Annotated in this window: 21 protein-coding genes and 1 pseudogene; all 22 read left to right on the top strand. The window is 55.8% G+C overall.

All coding sequences use genetic code 11. The features are described from left to right. Positions 1-4 precede the first annotated feature (4 nt). Entirely contained in the window at positions 5-2863 is a 2859-nt protein-coding gene (gene uvrA / locus BJQ97_RS15170; RefSeq protein ID WP_160157201.1) for an excinuclease ABC subunit UvrA, read from the top strand. A 125-nt stretch (positions 2864-2988) separates the two neighbouring features. Next, complete coding sequence (locus BJQ97_RS15165) at positions 2989-3315, top strand: magnetosome magnetite crystal formation protein family (RefSeq protein ID WP_066227764.1); 327 nt, start codon at positions 2989-2991, stop codon at positions 3313-3315. A gap of 115 nt (positions 3316-3430) precedes the next feature. Next, a complete protein-coding gene (locus tag BJQ97_RS15160; protein WP_160157200.1) occupies positions 3431-3793 on the top strand; it encodes a phage holin family protein in 363 nt (120 codons plus the stop codon). Positions 3794-3997: 204 nt separating this feature from the next. Beyond that, positions 3998-4933 carry an HPr(Ser) kinase/phosphatase gene (gene hprK, locus BJQ97_RS15155; RefSeq protein WP_011232552.1) on the top strand — a complete coding sequence of 312 codons (936 nt, stop codon included), beginning with the start codon at positions 3998-4000 and terminating at the stop codon, positions 4931-4933. 68 nt (positions 4934-5001) lie between these two features. Next, positions 5002-5811, top strand: coding sequence for a prolipoprotein diacylglyceryl transferase (gene lgt / locus BJQ97_RS15150; protein WP_160157199.1), 810 nt, complete (start codon positions 5002-5004; stop codon positions 5809-5811). Positions 5812-5878: 67 nt separating this feature from the next. After that, positions 5879-6817, top strand: a complete 939-nt coding sequence (locus BJQ97_RS15145) for a nucleoside recognition domain-containing protein (protein WP_160157198.1) — start codon at positions 5879-5881, stop codon at positions 6815-6817. Then, positions 6814-7458: a pyrophosphatase PpaX gene (ppaX, locus tag BJQ97_RS15140; protein WP_160157197.1), complete on the top strand. Its 645-nt coding sequence runs from the start codon at positions 6814-6816 to the stop codon at positions 7456-7458. The genes BJQ97_RS15145 and ppaX overlap by 4 nt, the downstream gene beginning before the upstream one ends. 20 nt (positions 7459-7478) lie before the next feature. Further along, a complete protein-coding gene (locus tag BJQ97_RS15135; RefSeq protein WP_160157196.1) occupies positions 7479-7976 on the top strand; it encodes an acyltransferase in 498 nt (165 codons plus the stop codon). Positions 7977-8430: 454 nt separating this feature from the next. Continuing rightward, positions 8431-8562 (top strand): annotated as a pseudogene (locus tag BJQ97_RS18195) (hypothetical protein); the annotation flags it as partial. 239 nt (positions 8563-8801) lie between these two features. Beyond that, the gene (locus BJQ97_RS15125) at positions 8802-9977 is read left to right on the top strand and encodes an ATP phosphoribosyltransferase regulatory subunit (protein WP_160157195.1); all 1176 of its coding nucleotides are present in this window, start codon (positions 8802-8804) and stop codon (positions 9975-9977) included. Positions 9978-10291: 314 nt separating this feature from the next. Continuing rightward, complete coding sequence (gene hisG, locus BJQ97_RS15120; protein ID WP_160157194.1) at positions 10292-10915, top strand: ATP phosphoribosyltransferase; 624 nt, start codon at positions 10292-10294, stop codon at positions 10913-10915. Between the two features lie 92 nt (positions 10916-11007). Next, complete coding sequence (hisD, locus tag BJQ97_RS15115; RefSeq protein ID WP_160157193.1) at positions 11008-12291, top strand: histidinol dehydrogenase; 1284 nt, start codon at positions 11008-11010, stop codon at positions 12289-12291. Continuing rightward, positions 12291-12878, top strand: coding sequence for an imidazoleglycerol-phosphate dehydratase HisB (hisB, locus tag BJQ97_RS15110; protein WP_160157192.1), 588 nt, complete (start codon positions 12291-12293; stop codon positions 12876-12878). Before hisD ends, hisB begins: the two co-directional genes overlap by 1 nt. Positions 12879-13075: 197 nt before the next feature. Then, on the top strand, positions 13076-13717 hold the full coding sequence (hisH, locus tag BJQ97_RS15105) for an imidazole glycerol phosphate synthase subunit HisH (RefSeq protein WP_160157191.1): 642 nt from the start codon (positions 13076-13078) through the stop codon (positions 13715-13717). Next, positions 13717-14454 carry a 1-(5-phosphoribosyl)-5-[(5-phosphoribosylamino)methylideneamino]imidazole-4-carboxamide isomerase gene (gene hisA / locus BJQ97_RS15100; protein WP_160157190.1) on the top strand — a complete coding sequence of 246 codons (738 nt, stop codon included), beginning with the start codon at positions 13717-13719 and terminating at the stop codon, positions 14452-14454. Before hisH ends, hisA begins: the two co-directional genes overlap by 1 nt. Then, positions 14451-15209, top strand: coding sequence for an imidazole glycerol phosphate synthase subunit HisF (gene hisF, locus BJQ97_RS15095; RefSeq protein ID WP_160157189.1), 759 nt, complete (start codon positions 14451-14453; stop codon positions 15207-15209). Before hisA ends, hisF begins: the two co-directional genes overlap by 4 nt. After that, positions 15206-15853, top strand: a complete 648-nt coding sequence (hisIE, locus tag BJQ97_RS15090) for a bifunctional phosphoribosyl-AMP cyclohydrolase/phosphoribosyl-ATP diphosphatase HisIE (protein ID WP_160157188.1) — start codon at positions 15206-15208, stop codon at positions 15851-15853. The genes hisF and hisIE overlap by 4 nt, the downstream gene beginning before the upstream one ends. Positions 15854-16005: 152 nt before the next feature. Further along, a complete protein-coding gene (locus tag BJQ97_RS15085; protein WP_160157187.1) occupies positions 16006-17478 on the top strand; it encodes a tetratricopeptide repeat protein in 1473 nt (490 codons plus the stop codon). Between the two features lie 75 nt (positions 17479-17553). After that, positions 17554-18510, top strand: coding sequence for a thioredoxin-disulfide reductase (trxB, locus tag BJQ97_RS15080; RefSeq protein ID WP_160157186.1), 957 nt, complete (start codon positions 17554-17556; stop codon positions 18508-18510). Positions 18511-18843: 333 nt separating this feature from the next. After that, entirely contained in the window at positions 18844-19320 is a 477-nt protein-coding gene (locus BJQ97_RS15075; RefSeq protein WP_160157185.1) for an NUDIX hydrolase, read from the top strand. An 18-nt stretch (positions 19321-19338) separates the two neighbouring features. Continuing rightward, positions 19339-20235: an RNase adapter RapZ gene (gene rapZ, locus BJQ97_RS15070; RefSeq protein WP_160157184.1), complete on the top strand. Its 897-nt coding sequence runs from the start codon at positions 19339-19341 to the stop codon at positions 20233-20235. Further along, on the top strand, positions 20232-21185 hold the full coding sequence (locus tag BJQ97_RS15065) for a gluconeogenesis factor YvcK family protein (protein WP_160157183.1): 954 nt from the start codon (positions 20232-20234) through the stop codon (positions 21183-21185). Before rapZ ends, BJQ97_RS15065 begins: the two co-directional genes overlap by 4 nt. The last annotated feature ends 30 nt before the right edge of the window (positions 21186-21215 follow it).

Below are 21215 nucleotides of genomic sequence, written 5' to 3'. Positions count from 1 at the left end.
CGGAATGGATAAAATTATCGTCAAAGGGGCGCGCGCCCACAACTTGAAAAACATTGACGTCGAAATCCCGCGCGGCAAACTCGTCGTCTTGACCGGGCTGTCCGGATCGGGGAAGTCGTCGTTGGCGTTTGATACGATTTACGCGGAAGGCCAGCGGCGCTACGTCGAATCGCTGTCGGCGTATGCCCGCCAGTTTTTAGGGCAGATGGAAAAGCCCGACGTCGATGCGATTGAAGGATTGTCTCCGGCCATTTCGATCGATCAAAAAACGACGAGCCGCAACCCGCGCTCCACGGTCGGCACGGTGACGGAAATTTACGACTACTTGCGGCTGCTGTTCGCCCGCATCGGCCGTCCGTTCTGCCCGACGCACGGCATTGAAATCGAATCGCAGACGATCGAGCAAATGGTCGACCGGCTGCTCTCTTACCCAGAGCGGACGAAAATGCAAATTTTGGCGCCGATCGTTTCGGGAAAAAAAGGGACGCACGCCAAGACGCTCGAGGACATCCGCAAACAAGGGTATGTGCGCGTCCGCATTGACGGCGAGATGCGCGAGTTGACGGAAGACATTGAGCTTGAAAAAAACAAAAAACATTCGATTGACGTCGTCGTCGACCGCATCGTCATCAAAGACGGCATCTCCGCAAGGCTTGCCGATTCGCTCGAAACGGCGCTCAAGCTCGCTGATGGCAAAGTGATTGTCGATGTGATCGGCGAGGGGGAGCTGCTGTTCAGCGAAAAGCACGCTTGCCCGTACTGCGGCTTTTCGATCGGGGAGCTTGAACCGCGTCTGTTTTCGTTCAACAGTCCATTCGGCGCCTGCCCCGACTGCGACGGGCTCGGGGCGAAGCTCGAAGTGGATCTGGATTTGGTCATCCCGAACGATGAGCTGACGTTAAAAGAACACGCCATCGCTCCGTGGGAGCCGCAAAGCTCGCAATATTACCCCCAGCTGCTCGAAGCCGTGTGCCGCCATTACGGCATCCCGATGGACGTGCCGGTGAAGGATTTGCCGAAAGAGCAGCTCGATAAAATTTTGTACGGCAGCGGCGGAGAGCCGATTTATTTCCGCTATACGAATGATTTTGGGCAAGTGCGTGAACAATACATCCAATTTGAAGGCGTCGTTCGAAACATCGAGCGCCGCTACCGCGAGACAAGCTCCGATTACATCCGCGAGCAGATGGAAAAGTATATGGCGGAACAACCATGTCCGACATGCCAAGGCTACCGGCTGAAAAAAGAAAGCCTCGCCGTCCTTGTCGGCGGCAAGCATATCGGCGAGGTCGCCGCCATGTCGGTGACCGAGGCGCTCGCCTTTTTTGATGGGCTTGAGCTGACGGAAAAAGAAGCGCAAATCGCCCGCCTCATTTTGCGCGAAATTCGCGATCGGCTCGGTTTTTTGCAAAACGTCGGCCTTGACTATTTGACGCTCAGCCGCTCGGCAGGAACGCTCTCCGGTGGCGAGGCGCAGCGCATCCGCTTGGCGACGCAAATCGGCTCGCGGCTGACGGGGGTGTTGTACGTGCTCGACGAGCCGTCGATCGGGCTTCATCAGCGCGACAACGACCGGCTGATCGCGACGTTGAAAAGCATGCGCGATCTCGGCAATACGCTCATTGTGGTGGAGCACGATGAGGATACGATGCTGGCCGCGGATTATTTGATTGACATCGGACCGGGGGCGGGCATCCACGGCGGCGAGGTCGTCGCCGCCGGCACGCCGGAAGAAGTGATGAACGACCCGAATTCGCTCACCGGCCAGTATTTATCGGGGAAAAAATTCATCCCGATTCCGGCCGAGCGTCGCCGTCCGGACGGACGTTGGCTTGAGGTTATCGGCGCGCGCGAGCACAACTTGAAAAACGTCTCGGTGAAAATCCCGCTCGGCACGTTTGTCGCCGTCACCGGGGTGTCGGGCTCGGGCAAAAGCACGCTTGTGAACGAAGTGTTGTATAAGGCGCTCGCGCAAAAGCTCAACCGGGCGAAAGCAAAGCCGGGCGAGCACCGCGGCATTCGCGGGCTGGAGCACCTCGATAAAGTCATTGACATCGACCAGTCGCCGATCGGCCGCACGCCGCGCTCGAACCCGGCGACGTACACCGGGGTGTTTGACGACATCCGCGAAGTGTTTGCGGCGACGAACGAAGCGAAAGTGCGCGGCTACAAAAAAGGGCGGTTCAGCTTCAATGTCAAAGGCGGACGCTGCGAGGCGTGCCATGGCGATGGCATCATCAAAATTGAAATGCACTTTTTGCCCGATGTGTACGTCCCGTGCGAAGTGTGCCACGGCAAACGGTACAACCGCGAGACGCTCGAGGTGACGTATAAAGGAAAAAACATCGCCGAGGTGCTGGACATGACGGTCGAAGATGCGCTCGACTTTTTCGCCCATATCCCAAAAATTAAGCGCAAGCTCGAGACGCTTTATGACGTCGGCCTCGGTTATATGAAGCTCGGCCAGCCGGCGACGACGCTCTCGGGCGGCGAGGCGCAGCGCGTCAAGCTCGCCGCTGAGCTGCACCGGCGCTCGAACGGCCGGACGCTTTACATTTTGGACGAGCCGACGACCGGGCTTCATGTCGATGACATCGCCCGGCTTCTCGACGTGCTCCACCGGCTCGTCGACAACGGCGACACCGTGCTTGTCATTGAACATAACTTGGACGTCATCAAAACCGCGGACTATATCATTGACTTAGGTCCGGAAGGGGGCGACCGCGGCGGACAAATCGTCGCCGCCGGCACGCCGGAAGAGGTGGCCGAGGTGGAGGAGTCGCACACTGGCCGCTACTTAAAACCCATTCTCGAGCGCGACCGGGCGCGCATGCAGGCGCGGTATGAAGCGGCGAAGGCGTAACGCTTTTGTTGCTTTTTTCGCTGCTTGGGCACCGGCGGCCGAACCTTTTTTGCCGACGGCAGGAAACTTTTCCTAGCGGCCGTCGTATATACAGGGTAAAGGAAACTTGGAAAGGGGATTGCCGATTGTCGACGAACAAAGTGTTGTCCGCGCTTTGTTATTTCAGCGTCTTTTTTGCGCCGTTCATTTTGCCGATTGTCGTCTATTTTGTTGTCGAAGATCTTGAAGTCAAACGCCATGCCAAGCGGTCGCTCGTGTCGCATTTGATTCCGGCCGTTACGATCCTCTTGTTCATTGCGTTGGCCGCATCGCCGGTGCTATTCGGCCATTGGGGCGAGGAATCGCTTCTTTTTGGCGGCGGGCTCGTCTGGCTCGGGTTCCTCGTTGCCGGGGCGGTGAACTTCGTTGTTGTGATTTGGAATGTCATTAAGGGGATTCAAGTGTTAAAATAGAAAACAACAGCCCTGCTGAAAAAAGACGATGACTGATTGCCACGGTTCGGTTCGAGGCAATATATGTCGAGGAGGGCGTTTCAAGGCGAAAGATTACAGAAAAGATGGTGATGAGATGCTCAATTGGCTGATCGGTGTCTTTATTAATACCGTGCTGTTGATGGTGATTGACGGCTATTTTGACGATATTCATTTCAGCGGCATCGGCGCAGCGTTTTTAGCGAGCGTGATTTTGGCGGTGTTAAATGCCGTCGTTCGCCCAGTGCTCATCTTGTTGACGCTGCCGGTGACGGTGTTGACGCTTGGGCTGTTTTTGTTTGTCATTAACGCCGTCACGCTCATGATGACCGCAGGGCTGATGGGCGATGCGTTTCAAATCGGCGGCTTCGGCACGGCGCTGCTTGCCTCGATCGTCTTGTCGTTTTTCCATCTGCTCGTGCAAAAAGCGATCATCGAGCCGTTGCGCAACCGGTCGTAATGGGGGCGCATGCTCGAACATAGGCAGAAGCGGTGTTTGATCGTTTATGACTAGCGGAATGACGACGGTGTTTCATTCGATCGGTTTTGCTTGATCGGGACGGGGGAGCCGTCCCTGTTTTGTTTCCTCGAATGTTTTCCATTCAATGACGAAACGAAACGTGCTACAATGGAAAAAGATGAGGAAAGGGGAGAAAGGCAACGTATGCCGAAAGTGCGGACGAAAGACATCATTGAACAGTTCCAGCTCGAGCTCGTAAGCGGCGCCGAGGGCATTTATCGGCCGATTACGACGAGCGACTTGTCGCGGCCGGGGATTGAAATGGCCGGCTATTTCGCCTACTATCCGGCGGAGCGCCTGCAGCTGCTCGGACGGACGGAGCTGTCGTTTTACGAAACGTTGACGCCGGAAGAAAAAAAGTCGCGGATGGAGCGGCTTTGCACGGACATTACGCCGGGCATCATCGTCTCGCGCGGACTTGAGGTGCCGCCGGAGCTGATCGAAGCGTCCGAGCGCCAGTCGGTGCCGGTGATGCGCTCGACGATGAAAACGACCCGTCTGTCAAGCCGGTTGACAAACTATTTAGAAAGCAAGCTCGCTCCGACGACGGCGGTGCACGGGGTGCTTGTCGATGTGTACGGCGTCGGGGTATTGATCACCGGCAAAAGCGGCGTCGGCAAAAGCGAAACGGCGCTCGAACTCGTGAAACGCGGCCATCGTCTTGTCGCCGACGACTGTGTGGAAATCCGCCAAGAAGATGAAGACACGCTCGTCGGCAGCGCGCCCGAACTGATTGAACATTTGCTCGAAATTCGCGGCCTTGGCATCATTAATATGATGACGCTGTTCGGTGCGGGGGCGGTGCGGACGCATAAGCGCATTTCGCTCGTCGTCGACTTGGAGCTTTGGGACCCGGAGAAGCAGTACGACCGGCTTGGTTTGGAAGAAGAAAAGGTAAAAATTTTAGATACCGAACTGCCGAAATTAACGATTCCGGTCCGCCCGGGGCGCAACTTGGCGGTGATCGTCGAAGTGGCGGCGATGAACTTCCGGTTGAAGCGGCTCGGGGTCAACGCGGCCGAGGAGTTTTCCGCACGGCTGAGCGACGCCATCGAAGACGGCGCGCATGATTATGATTGATCGTCAGCCGTGTTCTTGTAGCTGGAAAAACAAGTTCGGTTTTGTACGGAGCATAGGAGGTGGAAACGATGGAGTCAACGATTCAGCCGCTCGACCGCGTGTTTTTGCATCTTGGTCCGATTACGATTTATTGGTACGGCGTCATTATCGGCACGGGCGTCTTGATCGGCTTATGGCTGGCGACGCGCGAAGCGGTGCGGCGCGGCTTGCCGAAAGAGACGTTTGTCGATTTAGTACTGTTTGCCGTGCCGATCGCCATTGTATGCGCGCGGGCGTACTACGTGCTGTTTAAATGGCACTATTATTCAAAGCATTTGTCCGAGATTCCAAAAGTTTGGCAAGGAGGTCTTGCTATTCACGGCGGTTTGATCGGGGCGGTGGCAACAGGCGTGGTGTTCGCCCGCGTGCGCGGGCTGTCGTTTTGGAAGCTCGCTGATATTGCCTCGCCGAGCATTATTTTAGGCCAAGCGATCGGGCGCTGGGGCAATTTTATGAATCAAGAGGCGCACGGGGGGCCCGTGTCGCGCGCGTTTCTCGAAAGCTTGCACTTGCCGGATTGGATCATCAACCAAATGTACATTGACGGCCGCTATTGGCATCCGACGTTTTTGTACGAATCGGTTTGGAATTTGGCCGGTTTTTGCCTTTTGCTTTGGCTCCGGCGCGTCAACTTGCGGCGCGGCGAGCTGTTTTTGTCATATTTGATTTGGTATTCCGTCGGCCGCTTTTGGATTGAAGGAATGCGGACCGACAGCTTGATGCTGGCCGGCAGTCTGCGCGCGGCGCAAGTGATGTCGGTGGCGCTCATCGTTCTTTCCATTGTGTTATGGATTGTGAGGCGGGCAAAAGGATGGGCCAAGGAGCGGTATCAAGATTAACAGTGGTTTTTACCGACGCTGATCGGCCGCACCGCAACATGAAGATGAGCAAAGGAGAGAGGAGAACATGACAGGAACGTTGCAGCGCGGTGTGCTCGCCGGGTTGAAGACCGCATGGGCGCTTGGCAAAATCATTTTTCCGGTGACGCTCATTTTAGCGCTGTTGCAGCCGACGCCGCTGTTTTCGTGGCTCATTGATTTTGTCACCCCGTTCATGAAATGGTTCGGCCTATCGGGCGATGCGGCCGTGCCGCTTGTGCTCGGCAATTTGCTTGGGCTGTACGCGGCGATCGGGGCGATGCTGACGATTGAGTTTACGGTGAAAGAAGTATTCATTCTCGCTGTCATGCTTTCGTTTTCCCATAACTTGATCGTCGAGTCATCCGTCGCCTCGCGAACCGGGATGACCGTCTGGCTCATGATCGTCGTGCGCGTCGGACTGGCTGTTGTGTCGGGACTGTTGATCGCCCATCTATGGGACGGGGGGAAGGAGATCGCCCAATATGGGTTTGTCACGCATGAAGCCGCGCCGCCGTCCGGTTGGGGAGAGATCATCTTGGCGGCGCTGAAAAAAGCGGCTGCCGGCATCGTGCAGCTTGTCATGATTGTCATTCCGCTCATGACGGTCATTCAAATTTTAAAAGAACGCCACTGGATCGAGACGGTTTCGCGCTGGATGGCGCCGGCGATGAAGATGCTCGGCATGAGCGCAAACACGTCGCTCACGCTCGCGGCCGGGTTTGTGTTCGGCCTCGCTTACGGAGCTGGCGTCATGATTCAAGCGGCGAAAGAAGACGGCGTCTCGAAGCGCGACTTGACGCTGGCGTTCATTTTTCTCGTGTCATGCCATGCGGTCGTCGAAGATACACTCATTTTCGTCCCGCTTGGTATTCCCGTGTGGCCGCTGCTTTTGATCCGCTTGATTACAGCCGTGCTGTTGACGATGGCGGTGGCGCACATTTGGCGCCGCTTTGAACAACCGACTAGAAAGGAAGCCGCTTCATGACGATTCGCACCATTTTGTTTGATCTTGACGGCACGTTGATTGATACAAATGAGCTCATCATCCAGTCGTTTTTGCATACGCTAGGGATGTATTACCCGGGCCGCTACGGGCGAGAGGATGTTCTGCCGTTCATCGGCCCGTCGCTGTATGAAACGTTCGGCTCGCTTGACCCAGAACGAGCCGAGGAGATGGTGGCCGCCTACCGCGCGTTCAACCATGCCCATCATGATGAATTGATCCGCGAGTTTGACACGGTGTATGAGACGATTGAAACGCTCCATCGCCACGGCTTCCGCCTCGGCGTCGTGACGACGAAAATGCACGACACCGCGCTGATGGGCTTGCGAAAAACGCGTTTAGAGCCGTTTTTTTCATGCGTCATTGGCTTGGACGACGTCGAACGGCCGAAGCCGGATCCCGAGCCCATTTATAAAGCGCTCGAGGCGTTGCAGTCAACGCCTTCGGAAGCGCTCATGGTCGGCGACAACTACCACGACATTTTGGCCGGCAAAAACGCCGGGGTAAAAACAGCCGGCGTCGCCTGGGCGATTAAAGGCCGCGCCTATTTGGAACAATATGAACCGGACTATATGTTGGAAAAAATGAGCGATTTGTTGGCCATTGTCGGCATCAACGAATGAAAGGAGGAATCGTCCTCCCGGTGAGACGGACGACAAAATACCCCGTTCAAGGGGCGAACTCGCTCTGGCAGTTGTACCGCACCGTATCGTTTTGGAAAGTGCTGAAAAACGTCATCATCATTCAAATCGGGCGCTACACGCCGTTTTTGCCGCTGAAAAACTGGCTGTACCGCACCTTTCTCGGCATGAAAATCGGCGAGCAAACGGCGCTCGCCTTTATGGTCATGCCGGATATTCTCTTCCCGGAAAAAATCCAAATCGGCCGCAATTGCGTCATCGGCTACAACACGACGATTCTCGCCCACGAATATTTAGTGGACGAATACCGACTTGGCGATGTGGTGATCGGCGACGAGGTGATGATCGGCGCGAACTCGACGATTTTGCCCGGTGTGGTGATCGGCGACCGCGCCGTGGTCGCCGCCGGCACCGTCGTCCATAAAGACGTCCCGGCCGGGGCGATGGCCGCCGGTTGCCCGATGCGCATCGTCCGCCGGAATGACCCGCCTTCCGATTGAACGGAGGCGGGTTTTTCTTTGGGAAAACGAAAATTTCCTTAATAAGGTAATAAAATGATTGGCAAACTATCTTTTTATTTTTTAATATTAAGAAAAATAATAAGTGAGATAATTCATTGGAAAAGAGGTGGATAGGAGATCAGCGGCTTTCATTGATTTGGATATCCATATGGAAGGGAAATACGATGATTAAGAAAGTGGATGGTGTACATGATTATGTTTTTGCCTCAACATTGATTTTACCTCCTTGCAGAGAAATCCCTTCAAGAATTCCTACAGCCGGAATAGTGATGAAATAAGGGATGCAGGAAAAAGGTTTCCTATCCGAGAACGGCTTGAAATGGTCACTCCAAGCACATATTTTCACAGTATAATAAAGAATTTCTGATTTTTCATTTCCGTTTTCATCTCAATATAAGCAGATATAGTATAACGTGGAAGGTAATCAGCTGGATGTAAAACAAAAATTCAACATATATGCCTTATTGAATTTTCATGCATATGTACAGGATACTTCGATAGAGGGTTGTTACTCTTCTGCTATTTTATATTGCCTTTTTGGTCAGTGATCTTGTTTTTTAGATAAGGAGAATTGGGGATTTTGGCAAGATGGATCGCCGCTATTTTCATTAGAGTGCAGATCACCGCCTATGCCGTGTGGAACGAAACGGACAAGCGCTTCCTGTTTTGGAAGCGGTCTTGTCCGTTTTGTTGTGGATGGCGTGTTCCCTCTTGACGCTGTGGCCGCAAAGGAGTAAACTACTAATAACTTCACTTCTCTACCATATTAGCAAACTAAAGTATTTTGATAAAGGGCGTGGGGACATGGCAAAAAAGCTGTTCATGTTTGAAAAACCGTTGGGCATGCGAGATACGCTGCCGTTTTTATATGAGTTGAAAAAGCAAGTGCGCTCGGTGATGGCGGAAGAAATTGAGCGCTGGGGGTACGAGTTTATGGAAACGCCGACGCTTGAGTATTATGAAACGGTCGGGGCGGCGTCGGCGATTGCCGATCATCGGCTGTTTAAGCTCCTCGATCAGCAAGGGCATACGCTCGTGCTCCGACCTGATATGACGGCGCCGATCGCCCGGGTGGCGGCGTCGCGGTTGTATGAAGACGGCAATCCGCTCCGGCTGGCGTACAACGCCAATGTGTTCCGCGCCCAGCAGCGCGAAGGGGGTCGGCCGGCGGAGTTCGAACAGATTGGCGTCGAGCTGATCGGCGACGGCACGGTGACGGCTGATGCCGAAGTGATTAGTTTGATGGTCTCGCTGCTGAAACGGGCTGGACTCGGGCGCTTTTCGGTGGCGGTCGGTCATATCGGCTATGTCAATGCGCTGTTTTTGGAGATTTTAGGGAATGAAGAGCGGGCGAGTGTATTGCGCCGTTTCTTATATGAAAAAAATTACGTCGGCTACCGCGAACACGTGAAGTCGCTGCCGCTTTCGTCGATCGATCAAAAACGGCTGTTGGATCTTCTTTCGTTGCGCGGCGGTGCGGCGTCGCTCGAGACGGCGAAAATGCTGGTGACGAGCGAGGAAGGACGGCGGGCGGCCGATGAGCTGGCGGCGCTCATGGCGGCGCTTCGTACGTACGGAGTGGCCGAGGCGGTGAAGCTCGATATGGCGTTGGTCAGCCATATGAGCTACTACACGGGCATTTTGTTTGAAGTGTACGCTGAGCAAGTTGGATTCCCGATCGGCAACGGCGGCCGGTATGATGATTTATTGGCGAAGTTTTCGCGACCGGCGCCGGCGACGGGGTTTGGCTTGCGCGTCGACCGGTTGATCGAGGCGATCGGGGAAACGGATGTGCGCGGCGATATCGAGTGCATCGTGTTCAGTCAGGAGCGGCTTGCGGAAGCGGTGGAGCTGGCGGAAGCGAAACGGGCGGAAGGCAAGCGCGTTGTCTTGCAGCATATCGCCGGCATTGGCGATATTGACACCTACAGCCAGCGCTATCGGTCGATCGTCTATTTGCTTGGCCGCAGCGGGCAGTGAGGAGTGAAAAAGGCGGGTAAAACGAGGACGGAAACGTTCCATGAACGAGTTTCGCCCTCCACCCAAGCATGAAAATGGTCCGACAAGATGCGCACATGTTTGTGAAAACGAATGGAACATTGGACGGTGTGCCGCCGACGCTGTAGGATGGAGGAAAGAAAGGTTGGAACCCGATGGGCGGACAAGACCGCTCCGCGCGTTCGGTTGGAGTTGATCTATGCAGACCATCGGGCTTCGGAACGAGGCGCCTGTGAGGAAAGAGAAGTCAGGTGGCGGCCCGGCCGCCTGATGACAAGAAGCAAGGAGGAAGAACGATGCTGACGATTGCGATGCCAAAAGGGCGCATTTTTGAAGAGGCGGTCGAACTGCTGCGACGGGCGGATTATACGCTGCCGCCGGAGTTTACCGAGTCGCGCAAGCTCGTGATCGAGGTGGCGGAGGAACAGATGCGCTTTATTTTGGCGAAACCGATGGATGTGGTTACCTATGTCGAGCATGGGGTCGCTGATTTGGGCATTGCTGGAAAAGACGTGTTGATGGAAGAAGAACGGGATGTGTACGAACTGCTTGATTTGCAAATCAGCCGCTGCCATTTGGCGGTCGCCGGGCTGCCCGGCGCCAAGATGAACGAAATCGCGCCGCGGGTGGCGACGAAATACCCGAATGTCGCGTCAACGTATTTTCGCGAACAAGGCGAGCAAGTCGAAATCATCCGCCTAAACGGCTCGATCGAGCTCGCCCCACTGATCGGATTGGCCGACCGGATCGTCGATATCGTTTCGACCGGACGCACGCTTAAAGAAAACGGGCTTGTGGAACTCGAACGGATCGCCGAGGTGACATCGCGCCTCATCGTCAATCCGGCGAGCTATCGGCTGAATGGCGGGGCAATTGAGCGGTTGGTCGACCGATTGGCGGCGGTGATTTCTGAGCGGTAAGCTGCCGCTGGGCGGTGGAAGGCCCAACGATGTTCGCATGTCGAACAGGTGAAAAGGTCGAAGAAGCATGGCGATGGAAAGGAGAACAGGCGATGAAAATCGAACGGGTCCGAGGCGGTGTGTCACTAAGGCGCACGATTGAAAGCGGAACGGAGGAACAGCGGCGTGCGGTGCTCGATATCATCGCCGCCGTGCGCGCCCGCGGTGATGCGGCGCTCAAAGAATATACAGAACGGTTTGACGGTGTCCGCTTGGATTCGCTAAAGGTGACGGAAGAGGAAATGAAGCGCGCGCATGCGTCCATGAGCGCGGAAATGCTGGAGATCATTCGTGAAGCGGCCGCCAACATTCGCGACTACCATGAGCGGCAAAAGCGCCAATCATGGTTGATGACGAAAGAAGACGGCACGATTCTCGGGCAAAAGGTGACGCCGCTCGATGCGGTCGGGTTGTACGTGCCGGGCGGGACGGCCGCCTATCCGTCGTCCGTGCTCATGAACGTCATTCCCGCACAAGTGGCGGGGGTGAAGCGGATTGTCATTACGTCGCCGCCAAACAAAGACGGCACGCTCCCGGCTGGGGTGCTGGCCGCCGCGTATGAACTCGGCGTGACGGAACTATACAAAGTCGGCGGCGCGCAGGCGATCGCCGCGCTCGCTTACGGGACTGAAACGATTCGGCCGGTGGATAAAATTTTCGGGCCGGGCAATATTTATGTGGCGCTGGCGAAGCGGGAAGTGTTCGGGCATGTGGCGATCGACATGATCGCCGGGCCGAGCGAAATCGTTGTGCTTGCGGATGAAACGGCCCATGCAGATGAGATTGCGGCCGATTTGTTGTCCCAAGCCGAGCATGACGTGCGGGCGTCGGCCATTTTGGTGACGCCGTCGATGAAACTGGCCTTGGCGGTGGCGAGTGAAGTCGAACGGCAGTTGGAGACGCTGCCGCGCCGCGACATCGCCCAAGCGGCGCTTGAGAATTACGGCGCCATTTACGTCACCGAGACGCTTGCGGAAGCGGTCGATGTCGTGAACGAACTGGCGCCGGAGCATTTGGAAGTGATGACGGCCGAACCGATGGAGTTGCTTGGTCGGCTCCGCCATGCGGGAGCGATGTTTTTCGGCCGATTCAGCTCCGAGCCGGTCGGCGACTATTTCGCCGGGCCGAACCACGTGCTGCCGACGAACGGGACAGCCAGGTTCTCAAGCGGCTTGAGCGTTGATGAGTTTGTGAAAAAATCAAGCGTGGTCGTTTACAGTGAAGCCGCATTGAAACAACATGGAGAAAAAATCGCCGCCTTCGCCCGCCTCGAGGGGCTTGAGGCGCACGCACGAGCGGTGGAAGCGCGGCTGAAAAAAGAAAGTGGGGAACGATAATGGCAAGGGGAGCGACGATCACAAGAACGACGAACGAGACAAGCATTCGGTTATCGCTTTCGTTGGATGGCGAAGGGAAGGCGGAACTGGAAACGGGCGTGCCGTTTTTGACCCATATGCTCGATTTGTTTGCGAAACACGGCCAGTTCGATTTGCGCATTGAGGCAAAAGGCGACACGCATATTGACGACCACCATACGACGGAAGACATCGGCATTTGCCTTGGACAGGCGATCAAAGAAGCGCTTGGCGACAAAAAAGGAATCAAGCGGTACGGCAACGCGTTTGTGCCGATGGATGACGCCTTGGCCCAAGTCGTGATCGACTTGAGCAACCGCCCGCATTTTGCGTTTCGCGGCGAGTTTCCGTCATCGAAAGTCGGCGCGTTTGATGTCGAGCTCGTGCATGAATTTTTATGGAAGCTGGCGCTTGAAGCGCGCATGAACTTGCACGTCATCGTCCATTACGGGCGCAATACGCACCATATGATCGAGGCGGTGTTCAAGGCGCTCGGGAGGGCGTTGGATGAAGCGACGATGATCGACCCGCGCGTCAAAGGCGTGCCGTCGACGAAAGGGATGCTGTAGGGCTCCGTGAGCGGCGGGATCGGCGGAACGGGATAATTGAGCCGGAATACGGCGTCTTTGTGCGGAAAACGTTCCGCGGCAAAGGGAATGCACCTGGCGCCAAGGGGCGTCTGCGTGCGAAACGTGGGCCGACGGCAAAAGGATGAACGGCGTTTGCTGAATGATCGGTTGACACGCACTGCAATGAAAGGAATGGGATGACGATGATCGGGATCATCGACTATGGCATGGGCAACTTATACAGCGTCCGAAAAGCGCTTGAGCGGCTCGGCTGCCCGTATATGGTCAGCGGCGACAAAGAGGTGTTGGCGCAGGCGCGCGGGCTCATTTTGCCGGGCGTCGGTTCGTTTCGCGATGCGATGCATAGTTTGAACGAGACAGGATTAGCGGATTTCATTCGCGAAGCGGTTCAAGGCGGCATGCCGCTGCTTGGCATTTGCTTAGGGATGCAGCTGTTGTTTGACGAAAGCGAGGAAAATGGACCGACAAAAGGGCTTGGGCTTCTGCACGGCCGCGTCGTCCGCTTTCCGGGCGTCACGAAAACCGGCGAGCCGTACAAAGTGCCGCATATGGGCTGGAACCGGCTCCGCTTCCATCGTCCGTCGCCGCTTCTTCGGGGCGTTGAGGAAGGGCATGTGTATTTTGTCCATTCGTATTATGTCGTTCCGGGGGAGGAAGATGTCGTGCTCGCGAGCAGCGAATATGACGTTGACGTTCCGGCGGTCGTCGGGCGCGGAAATGTGTTTGGCACGCAGTTTCATCCGGAAAAAAGCGGCGCGGTCGGCATGAGCATCTTGAACAATTATGTCGGCATTGTCACGGGAAGGGGGAATGGCTGATGGCGGCGTTTACGATTTATCCGGCGATCGATATGCGCGGCGGCAAGTGCGTTCGTTTGCTTCAAGGCGATTACAATAAAGAAACGGTGTACGGCGATTCGCCGGTCGCGATGGCCGAGCGATTCGCTGCCCAAGGGGCGGAATGGATTCATATGGTCGATTTGGACGGAGCGAAAGAAGGGAGGCGCGTCAACGACCGGTTTGTTGTCGAAGCGGCGCGGACGCTTTCCGTCTATGTGCAAGTCGGCGGCGGCATCCGGACGGAAGAGGATATTGTGTATTATTTGGAAAACGGGGTCGCCCGCGTCATTTTAGGAAGCGCGGCCATTGCCGATCCGCCGTTTGTGAAAGAGATGCTGAAAAAATACGGCCGCCGCATCGCCATCGGCATCGACGCCCGCGACGGCTTCGTGGCGACAGAAGGGTGGATTGCGACGTCAAACGTGAAAGCGGAAGAACTCGGGCAAATGCTTGCCGAGGCGGGGGCGGAGACGTTTATTTTCACCGATATTGCGACCGACGGCACGCTGTCGGGCCCGAACATCGCGGCCGCGGTCCGGTTGGCCGAGGCGACGGGGAAAGAAGTGATCGCGTCTGGCGGCGTCAGCTCGCTTGATGATTTGCGCGCGCTTCATGAACAGGCTGAGCGCGGCATCGGCGGCGCGATCGTCGGCAAGGCGCTGTACACCAACCAATTTACGCTCGCGGAAGCGTTAAAGGCGGTGAACGAGCGATGATCACGAAGCGCATCATCCCGTGCCTCGATGTGAAAGACGGCCGCGTCGTCAAAGGGGTGCAGTTTGTCCAGTTGCGCGATGCCGGCGACCCGGTGGAGCTCGCGAAGGCGTACGATGAACAAGGGGCGGACGAGCTCGTGTTTTTGGATATTTCCGCCTCGCACGAAGGGCGGAAGACGATGGTCGATGTCGTCGAGCGCGTTGCCGCCGAGCTTGCGATTCCGTTTACGGTCGGCGGCGGCATTCATTCGCTCGACGATATGAAGCGCATGTTGCGCGCCGGCGCCGATAAAGTGTCGCTCAACACCGCCGCAGTGCTCCGTCCAACCTTGATCACCGAAGGGGCGGACTTTTTCGGTTCGCAATGCATCGTCGTCGCCATTGACGCGAAATACGATGAAACGCTTGGCTCATGGCGCGTCTATACGCACGGCGGCCGCAACGCGACGGAATGGGAAGTCGTCGCTTGGGCGCAGGAAGCGGTGCGCCTTGGCGCCGGGGAGATTTTGTTAACGAGCATGGACGCCGACGGCGGCAAAAACGGCTTTGATATTGAGTTGACACGAAGAGTGAGCGAAGCGGTCAGCGTTCCGGTCATTGCGTCCGGCGGCGCCGGCAAGGCGGAGCATTTCCTTCAAGCTTTTGAAGAGGGGAAAGCGGACGCGGCGCTGGCGGCATCGATTTTCCACTACAAAGAGACGTCGGTTGGACAAGTGAAAGCGTACTTAAAAGAAAAAGGGGTGAACGTGCGGTGACGGCGGACATTCGGTTTGACGACAACGGGCTCGTGCCCGCAATCGTCCAAGATGCGCAAAGCAAGGAAGTGCTCACGCTCGCCTATATGAATAAAGAGTCGCTCGAGAAAACGCTGGAGACCGGTGAAACATGGTTTTACAGCCGCTCGCGCCAAGAACTATGGCATAAAGGGGCGACATCGGGGAACGTCCAGCGTGTCATCGATATCCGCTACGACTGCGACGCCGATGCGCTGCTCGTTCTCGTCGAGCCGGCCGGTCCAGCGTGCCATACGGGGGCGTATTCGTGTTTTGCGCACTCGCTGGACGGCGCGGCGCGCACACCGCGGGCTGACCGATTCGCTATTTTGAACGAGCTCGAACAGATCATCGCCAAGCGCGACGCCGAACGGCCGGAGGGGGCGTACACGACGTATTTGTTTGAAAAAGGCGTCGATAAAATTTTGAAAAAAGTCGGCGAAGAAGCGGCGGAAGTCATTATCGCGGCGAAAAACCGGAGTCATGACGAGCTGAAATGGGAAGCGGCTGACTTGCTGTATCATTTGCTCGTTTTGTTGCGCGAACAAAAGCTGCCGCTTGATGCGGTGTTGGAAACACTTGCCGAGCGGCACGCGCAAAAGGCGGGAGCGGGCGACAAAAAATAATAAGATGGTTAGGGGAGAAAACGGAACGTCTGCCATCGCGCCGGCGTTCCTTTTTTGCACGGAAAAACCGGATTCCTGAAGTTTCTTGCTTGTTTTCGCCGCCGATATGGTATACTGTTGTTCGACGAATTTTACGGACGACGGAGGACAGAATGGGAAAACAACTGAAGCGATCATCACGAAAAGCGACGATTGTACCGTTCATCCAAAGCGGGGATTACTTTTTTAAAAAAGGAATGAAAGCATACGACCGAGGCGATTTAGAAAAGGCAAGGAAATATTTTGAGCGCGCCGTCCGCTTGGATGAGCGCGATGCCGCGTTTGCCTTGCAGCTCGCCCTTGTGCTGTCGGAGCTTGGTGAATATCAATTTTCCAACCAGTGGCTGTTTAAAATCATTCACGATTTAGATGAAACGATGGACGACTGTTTGTATTTTTTGGCGAATAATTTCGCCTGCCTCGGCTTGTTTCGCGAAGCGAGGCAATACGCGGAGCGTTATTTGGCGCATGAGCCGGACGGGGAGTTTGCCGACGATGCCGCCGACTTGCTTGAGCTGCTTCGGCTCGATGGCCTGGAATGGACGGAAGAGCAGGAAGACCTCATGGCGCTCGAGGATCGCGCCCGCCGTTTGCTTGAAGAGGAGCGGTTTGCGGAAGCGATTGAGGCGCTCGAGGAGATCGTCGCGCGCTATCCGGACGTTTGGTCGGCGCATAACAATTTGGCGCTTGCCTATTTTTACAGCGGCGATGCCGACAAAGCGAAACAGAAAGTGCGTGAAGTGCTCAAGTGCGATCCCGGCAATTTGCATGCGCTTTGCAATGCACTTGTCTTCGCTTATTACTTGCGTGAGGAAGAACAGGCGGCCGCACTTTGCGAGACGCTGGCCGGTTTGTATCCGTTTTTTCGCGAGCACCAATACAAGCTCGGGGCGACGTTCGCGCTTGTCGGGCGATTTGATTTGGCGTTCCGTTGGCTGCACCGTCTGTATAAACAAGGCTTTGATGGGGATGGGCCATTTTATTATTGGCTCGCTTGCGCTGCTTACTATACTGGCCATGAGCCGCTCGCTCGGCAAATGTGGGAGATGTTCACCACGCTTCATCCGGAAAAACGCGGTGAGGAGCCGTGGGCCGTTTCAGCGCCGGTGGATGAGGCGCTCATCCGCTTGATGGCTTGGCTGGAGGGCGACGAGCTGGCCGACCGTCTGTACGGATTGTACTTGTTCAGCCGTTCGCCGCAGGCGAAAGAGGCATCGATGTCGCTTGCGGTATGCCGCCTCTTGCCGTCCGATCCCCGTCTTCGCCCGTTTATCGACTGCTTTTTGTTCGGCTTAACTGACGGACCGTCTGCTTGGGCGGCGAACATCGGCCGCATGGTCGATGCGCTTTCGGCGCATAATGAGGAAAAGGAAGCGCTCTGCCGATTCGCCTTCGCGATGGCCGTCCATCCGCTCGCCAGCGGTGAACGGTTTGCAAATGAGGCGGCATGGGCGGCGGCGATCGAATACATGTGGCGCCGACAGCAAGGAGAGCGTGTGACGCAAAGGGAGATGGCGGCCAAGTACGGCGTCTCAGCGGCGACGGTGGGAAAATATGTGCAAAAAGCGCGCCGGCTCTATACATGAGCAAATCAATAGACACGGCGAATCGACTTCTATACGATGAAAATGAAAGGATTATCAAGCGAGGGAGTGGACGGTGTGGCAGAGGAAAAAATTTACGATGTCATTATTGCCGGAGCCGGGCCGGCTGGGCTGACGGCGGCTGTCTATACATCGCGCGCCAATTTGTCGACGCTGATGATTGAACGCGGCGTCCCGGGCGGACAAATGGTCAATACCGAGGAAGTCGAGAACTATCCGGGATTTGAGACGATTTTAGGACCGGAATTGGCGACGAAAATGTTTGAACATGCGAAAAAATTTGGAGCGGAATACGCCTATGGCGACGTGAAAGAAATCATCGACGGCGAGGCGTACAAAACGGTCATCGTCGGCGACAAACAGTACAAGGCGCGCGCGGTCATCATCGCTACCGGGGCGGAGTACAAAAAGCTTGGCGTTCCGGGCGAGGCGGAGCTCGGCGGCCGCGGCGTTTCGTACTGTGCGGTGTGCGACGGGGCGTTTTTCAAAGGAAAAGACTTGGTCGTCGTCGGCGGGGGGGACTCTGCGGTCGAGGAAGGCGTCTATTTGACGCGCTTTGCCAATAAAGTGACGATCGTCCATCGCCGCGACAAGCTGCGGGCGCAAAAAATTTTGCAAGACCGGGCGTTCGCCAATGAAAAAATTGATTTCATCTGGAACCATACGGTGAAACAAATCAACGAGAAGGACGGAAAAGTCGGCAGTGTGACGCTTGTGCATACGCAAACGGGAGAAGAGCGCGAATTTCCGTGCGACGGCGTCTTCATTTACATCGGGATGGTGCCGCTCTCGAAGCCATTTGTCCATCTTGGCATCACGAATGAAAACGGCTATATCGTGACGAACGAAAAGATGGAGACGAAAGTGCCGGGTATTTTCGCCGCCGGCGATGTACGGGAAAAAACGCTCCGGCAAATCGTGACGGCGACCGGCGACGGCAGCATCGCCGCGCAAAGCGCCCAGCATTACGTCGAGGAACTGAAAGAAAAGCTCCATAAGCAAGGGGTCAGCTGAGCCAGTAACGAAATCGCAACAAAATGGTAATGGTGATTTAACCCAGATGTAACACGAATGCAATAGAAATGTCGTATGCTATCAGTAAGTAATTGACCCCCTTTTATATAGATCCTTTTTGGCGCGGGCGTTTGTCCGCGTCTCTTTTTTGTTTTGCGCTTGCATCTCGCCGCGCTCTTAAAACGGCTGGGGATGGGCGTCTTTTGGGTGGAGGGAGTGTTGGGGCCCGGCGGCTTTTTGCAGGCGGGAAAGAGGATGGTTTCCAACGGTTTGAAGGTGGAGCGGCCTAACTATTTATGGTAAAATAAAAATGGATCACGTGCGTGTTTGCGGATGGTTGGGGTGAATGAATTGCAACGGGTGACAAACTGCGTATTATATAAAGACGGCCAAGTGCTGCTGTTGCAAAAACCGAAGCGCGGCTGGTGGGTCGCCCCGGGAGGCAAAATGGAGCCCGGCGAGACGGTGCGCGAAGCGTGCATTCGCGAATACCGGGAAGAGACGGGCATCTACTTGAAGAATCCGGAGCTGAAAGGCGTCTTTACGATCGTGATGAAAAATGGGGACGAAACAGCATCCGAGTGGATGATGTTTACGTTTTTCGCCGACGATTTCATTGGCGAAAACGTGCCGTCTTCCGAAGAGGGGACGCTCGCCTGGCATAAAGTGGAGACGCTTTCGACGTTGCCGATGGCTCCCGGCGACTACCATATTTTGGACTACGCCTTGAAAGGAAAAGGGGTCATGTACGGGGTGTTTGTCTATACAGAGGAATTCGAGCTGCTTTCATATCGGCTCGATCCGAGCTGAGGGAGAGGAGGGAAGGAGATGGGGCAAAACGGGGCGCTGCAGCCGATTCAGCTCGTCATTATCACCGGCATGTCCGGCGCGGGAAAGACGGTGGCGATTCAAAGCTTCGAAGACCTCGGCTTTTTTTGTATTGACAACTTGCCGCCGACGCTGCTGCCGAAATTTTTGGAGCTCGTCAAAGAGTCCGGGAATAAAATGAACAAAGTCGCCCTTGTCATGGATTTGCGCAGCCGCGACTTTTTCGATCATTTGTTCGCTGCGCTCGATGAGTTGGCTGAGCAGGCGTGGGTCGTCCCCCAGGTGTTGTTCTTGGACGCTCAAGATTCGACGTTGGTGGCCCGTTACAAAGAAACGCGGCGGACGCATCCGCTTGCGCCGAACGAGCCCCCGCTTGAAGGAATCCGTTTGGAACGGAAGCTGCTCGAAGAACTGAAAGGGCGGGCGCAGATCATTTACGATACGACCGGACTGAAGCCGCGCGAGCTGCGGGAGAAAATCATCCGCCAGTTCTCATCGCATGCTCAATCCGGGTTTACCATCAACGTCATGTCGTTTGGGTTTAAGTACGGCATTCCAATTGATGCAGATTTGGTGTTTGACGTCCGCTTTTTGCCGAACCCGCATTACATTGAACATATGCGGCCGAAAACCGGGTTGGATGATGAAGTATCGTCCTACGTGCTCAAGTGGGGGGAAACGCAAAAGTTTTTGGAAAAGCTCATTGACTTGTTGTCGTTTATGCTGCCGTATTACCAGCGCGAAGGAAAAAGCCAGCTGGTGATCGCCATCGGCTGCACGGGCGGGCAGCACCGTTCGGTGGCGCTCGCCGAATACATTGCCCGCCATTTTTCGGATGACTATAAAACCGTTGTCTCGCACCGGGACATGGAGAGGAGAAAGGACATACACCGATGAGGAACGAACGAGCAGCGAAACTGGTCGTCATCGGCGGCGGCACCGGGCTTCCCGTTCTGCTAAGGGGGCTGAAGCAGCATGAATTGGATTTGACCGCCATTGTCACGGTCGCCGATGATGGAGGAAGTTCCGGGCGGCTGCGCGATGAGCTGCACATTCCGCCGCCCGGGGATGTCCGCAACGTATTGGCCGCGCTGTCTGACGTCGAACCGCTCATTGTCGAGCTGTTCCAGCACCGTTTTCAAAACGGTAACGGCTTATCCGGCCATTCGCTCGGCAATTTGATTTTGGCGGCGCTCACATCGATTACCGGCGATTTTGTCAAGGCGATCCGCGAGATGAGCAAAGTGTTGAACGTGCGCGGCCAAGTGCTTCCGGCGGCGAACAAAAGTGTTGTGCTGCACGCCGAGATGGAAGATGGCTCCATCGTCTCCGGCGAGTCAAAAATTCCGAGTGCGGGAAAAAAAATTAAGAGGGTGTTTTTAACGCCGGAAGACATTGAGCCGCTGCCGGAGACGGTTGATGCCATCCGCCGCGCCGATTTGATCGTCATCGGGCCGGGCAGCTTGTACACAAGCATCTTGCCGAACTTGCTCGTGCCGAAAATCGGGCAGGAAGTATGCAAGGCGCAGGCGAAAAAAGTATATATATGCAACATTATGACTCAGGCCGGCGAGACGCCGCACTATACGGTGAGCGACCATGTGGAGGCGCTTCATGCTCATCTTGGCGGCCCGTTTTTGGACGCGGTGATCATCAACAGCGGAGCGATCCCGGAAGCGATCCGCCGCCGCTACGAGGCGGAACGGGCCGAGCCGGTGCGTGACGACAGCAGCGGGCTTTCGTTGCAAGTCATCCGCGACGATATTGTTGCGTATGAAGATGGGGTGATTCGCCATAATACGGCGAAAGTTGCCGCCCTCCTTCTCGGGCTCCTCCCTCGCGGTTAAAGGCAGGGGTTGAGCAGGCCGCGCAAGGGG

The sequence above is a fragment of the Geobacillus sp. TFV-3 genome (assembly GCF_009901865.1).
GTDB classification, from domain to species: domain Bacteria; phylum Bacillota; class Bacilli; order Bacillales; family Anoxybacillaceae; genus Geobacillus; species Geobacillus thermoleovorans_A.
The sequence above is the reverse complement of the archived record's forward strand: the minus strand, read 5'-3'. Positions and strand labels throughout refer to the sequence as shown.

Bases quoted from the DNA above. Each gene is read 5' to 3' on its own strand.
- uvrA (WP_160157201.1), top strand. From the start codon at position 5: ATGGATAAAATTATCGTCAAAGGGGCGCGCGCCCACAACTTGAAAAAC.
- hisF (WP_160157189.1), top strand. From the start codon at position 14,451: ATGATCACGAAGCGCATCATCCCGTGCCTCGATGTGAAAGACGGCCGC.
- rapZ (WP_160157184.1), top strand. From the start codon at position 19,339: ATGGGGCAAAACGGGGCGCTGCAGCCGATTCAGCTCGTCATTATCACC.
- lgt (WP_160157199.1), top strand. From the start codon at position 5,002: ATGGAGTCAACGATTCAGCCGCTCGACCGCGTGTTTTTGCATCTTGGT.
- hisG (WP_160157194.1), top strand. From the start codon at position 10,292: ATGCTGACGATTGCGATGCCAAAAGGGCGCATTTTTGAAGAGGCGGTC.
- hisB (WP_160157192.1), top strand. From the start codon at position 12,291: ATGGCAAGGGGAGCGACGATCACAAGAACGACGAACGAGACAAGCATT.
- hisD (WP_160157193.1), top strand. From the start codon at position 11,008: ATGAAAATCGAACGGGTCCGAGGCGGTGTGTCACTAAGGCGCACGATT.
- hprK (WP_011232552.1), top strand. From the start codon at position 3,998: ATGCCGAAAGTGCGGACGAAAGACATCATTGAACAGTTCCAGCTCGAG.
- BJQ97_RS15065 (WP_160157183.1), top strand. From the start codon at position 20,232: ATGAGGAACGAACGAGCAGCGAAACTGGTCGTCATCGGCGGCGGCACC.
- hisH (WP_160157191.1), top strand. From the start codon at position 13,076: ATGACGATGATCGGGATCATCGACTATGGCATGGGCAACTTATACAGC.
- hisA (WP_160157190.1), top strand. From the start codon at position 13,717: ATGGCGGCGTTTACGATTTATCCGGCGATCGATATGCGCGGCGGCAAG.
- BJQ97_RS15145 (WP_160157198.1), top strand. From the start codon at position 5,879: ATGACAGGAACGTTGCAGCGCGGTGTGCTCGCCGGGTTGAAGACCGCA.
- BJQ97_RS15160 (WP_160157200.1), top strand. From the start codon at position 3,431: ATGCTCAATTGGCTGATCGGTGTCTTTATTAATACCGTGCTGTTGATG.
- BJQ97_RS15085 (WP_160157187.1), top strand. From the start codon at position 16,006: ATGGGAAAACAACTGAAGCGATCATCACGAAAAGCGACGATTGTACCG.
- BJQ97_RS15125 (WP_160157195.1), top strand. From the start codon at position 8,802: ATGGCAAAAAAGCTGTTCATGTTTGAAAAACCGTTGGGCATGCGAGAT.
- BJQ97_RS15075 (WP_160157185.1), top strand. From the start codon at position 18,844: ATGGTTGGGGTGAATGAATTGCAACGGGTGACAAACTGCGTATTATAT.
- ppaX (WP_160157197.1), top strand. From the start codon at position 6,814: ATGACGATTCGCACCATTTTGTTTGATCTTGACGGCACGTTGATTGAT.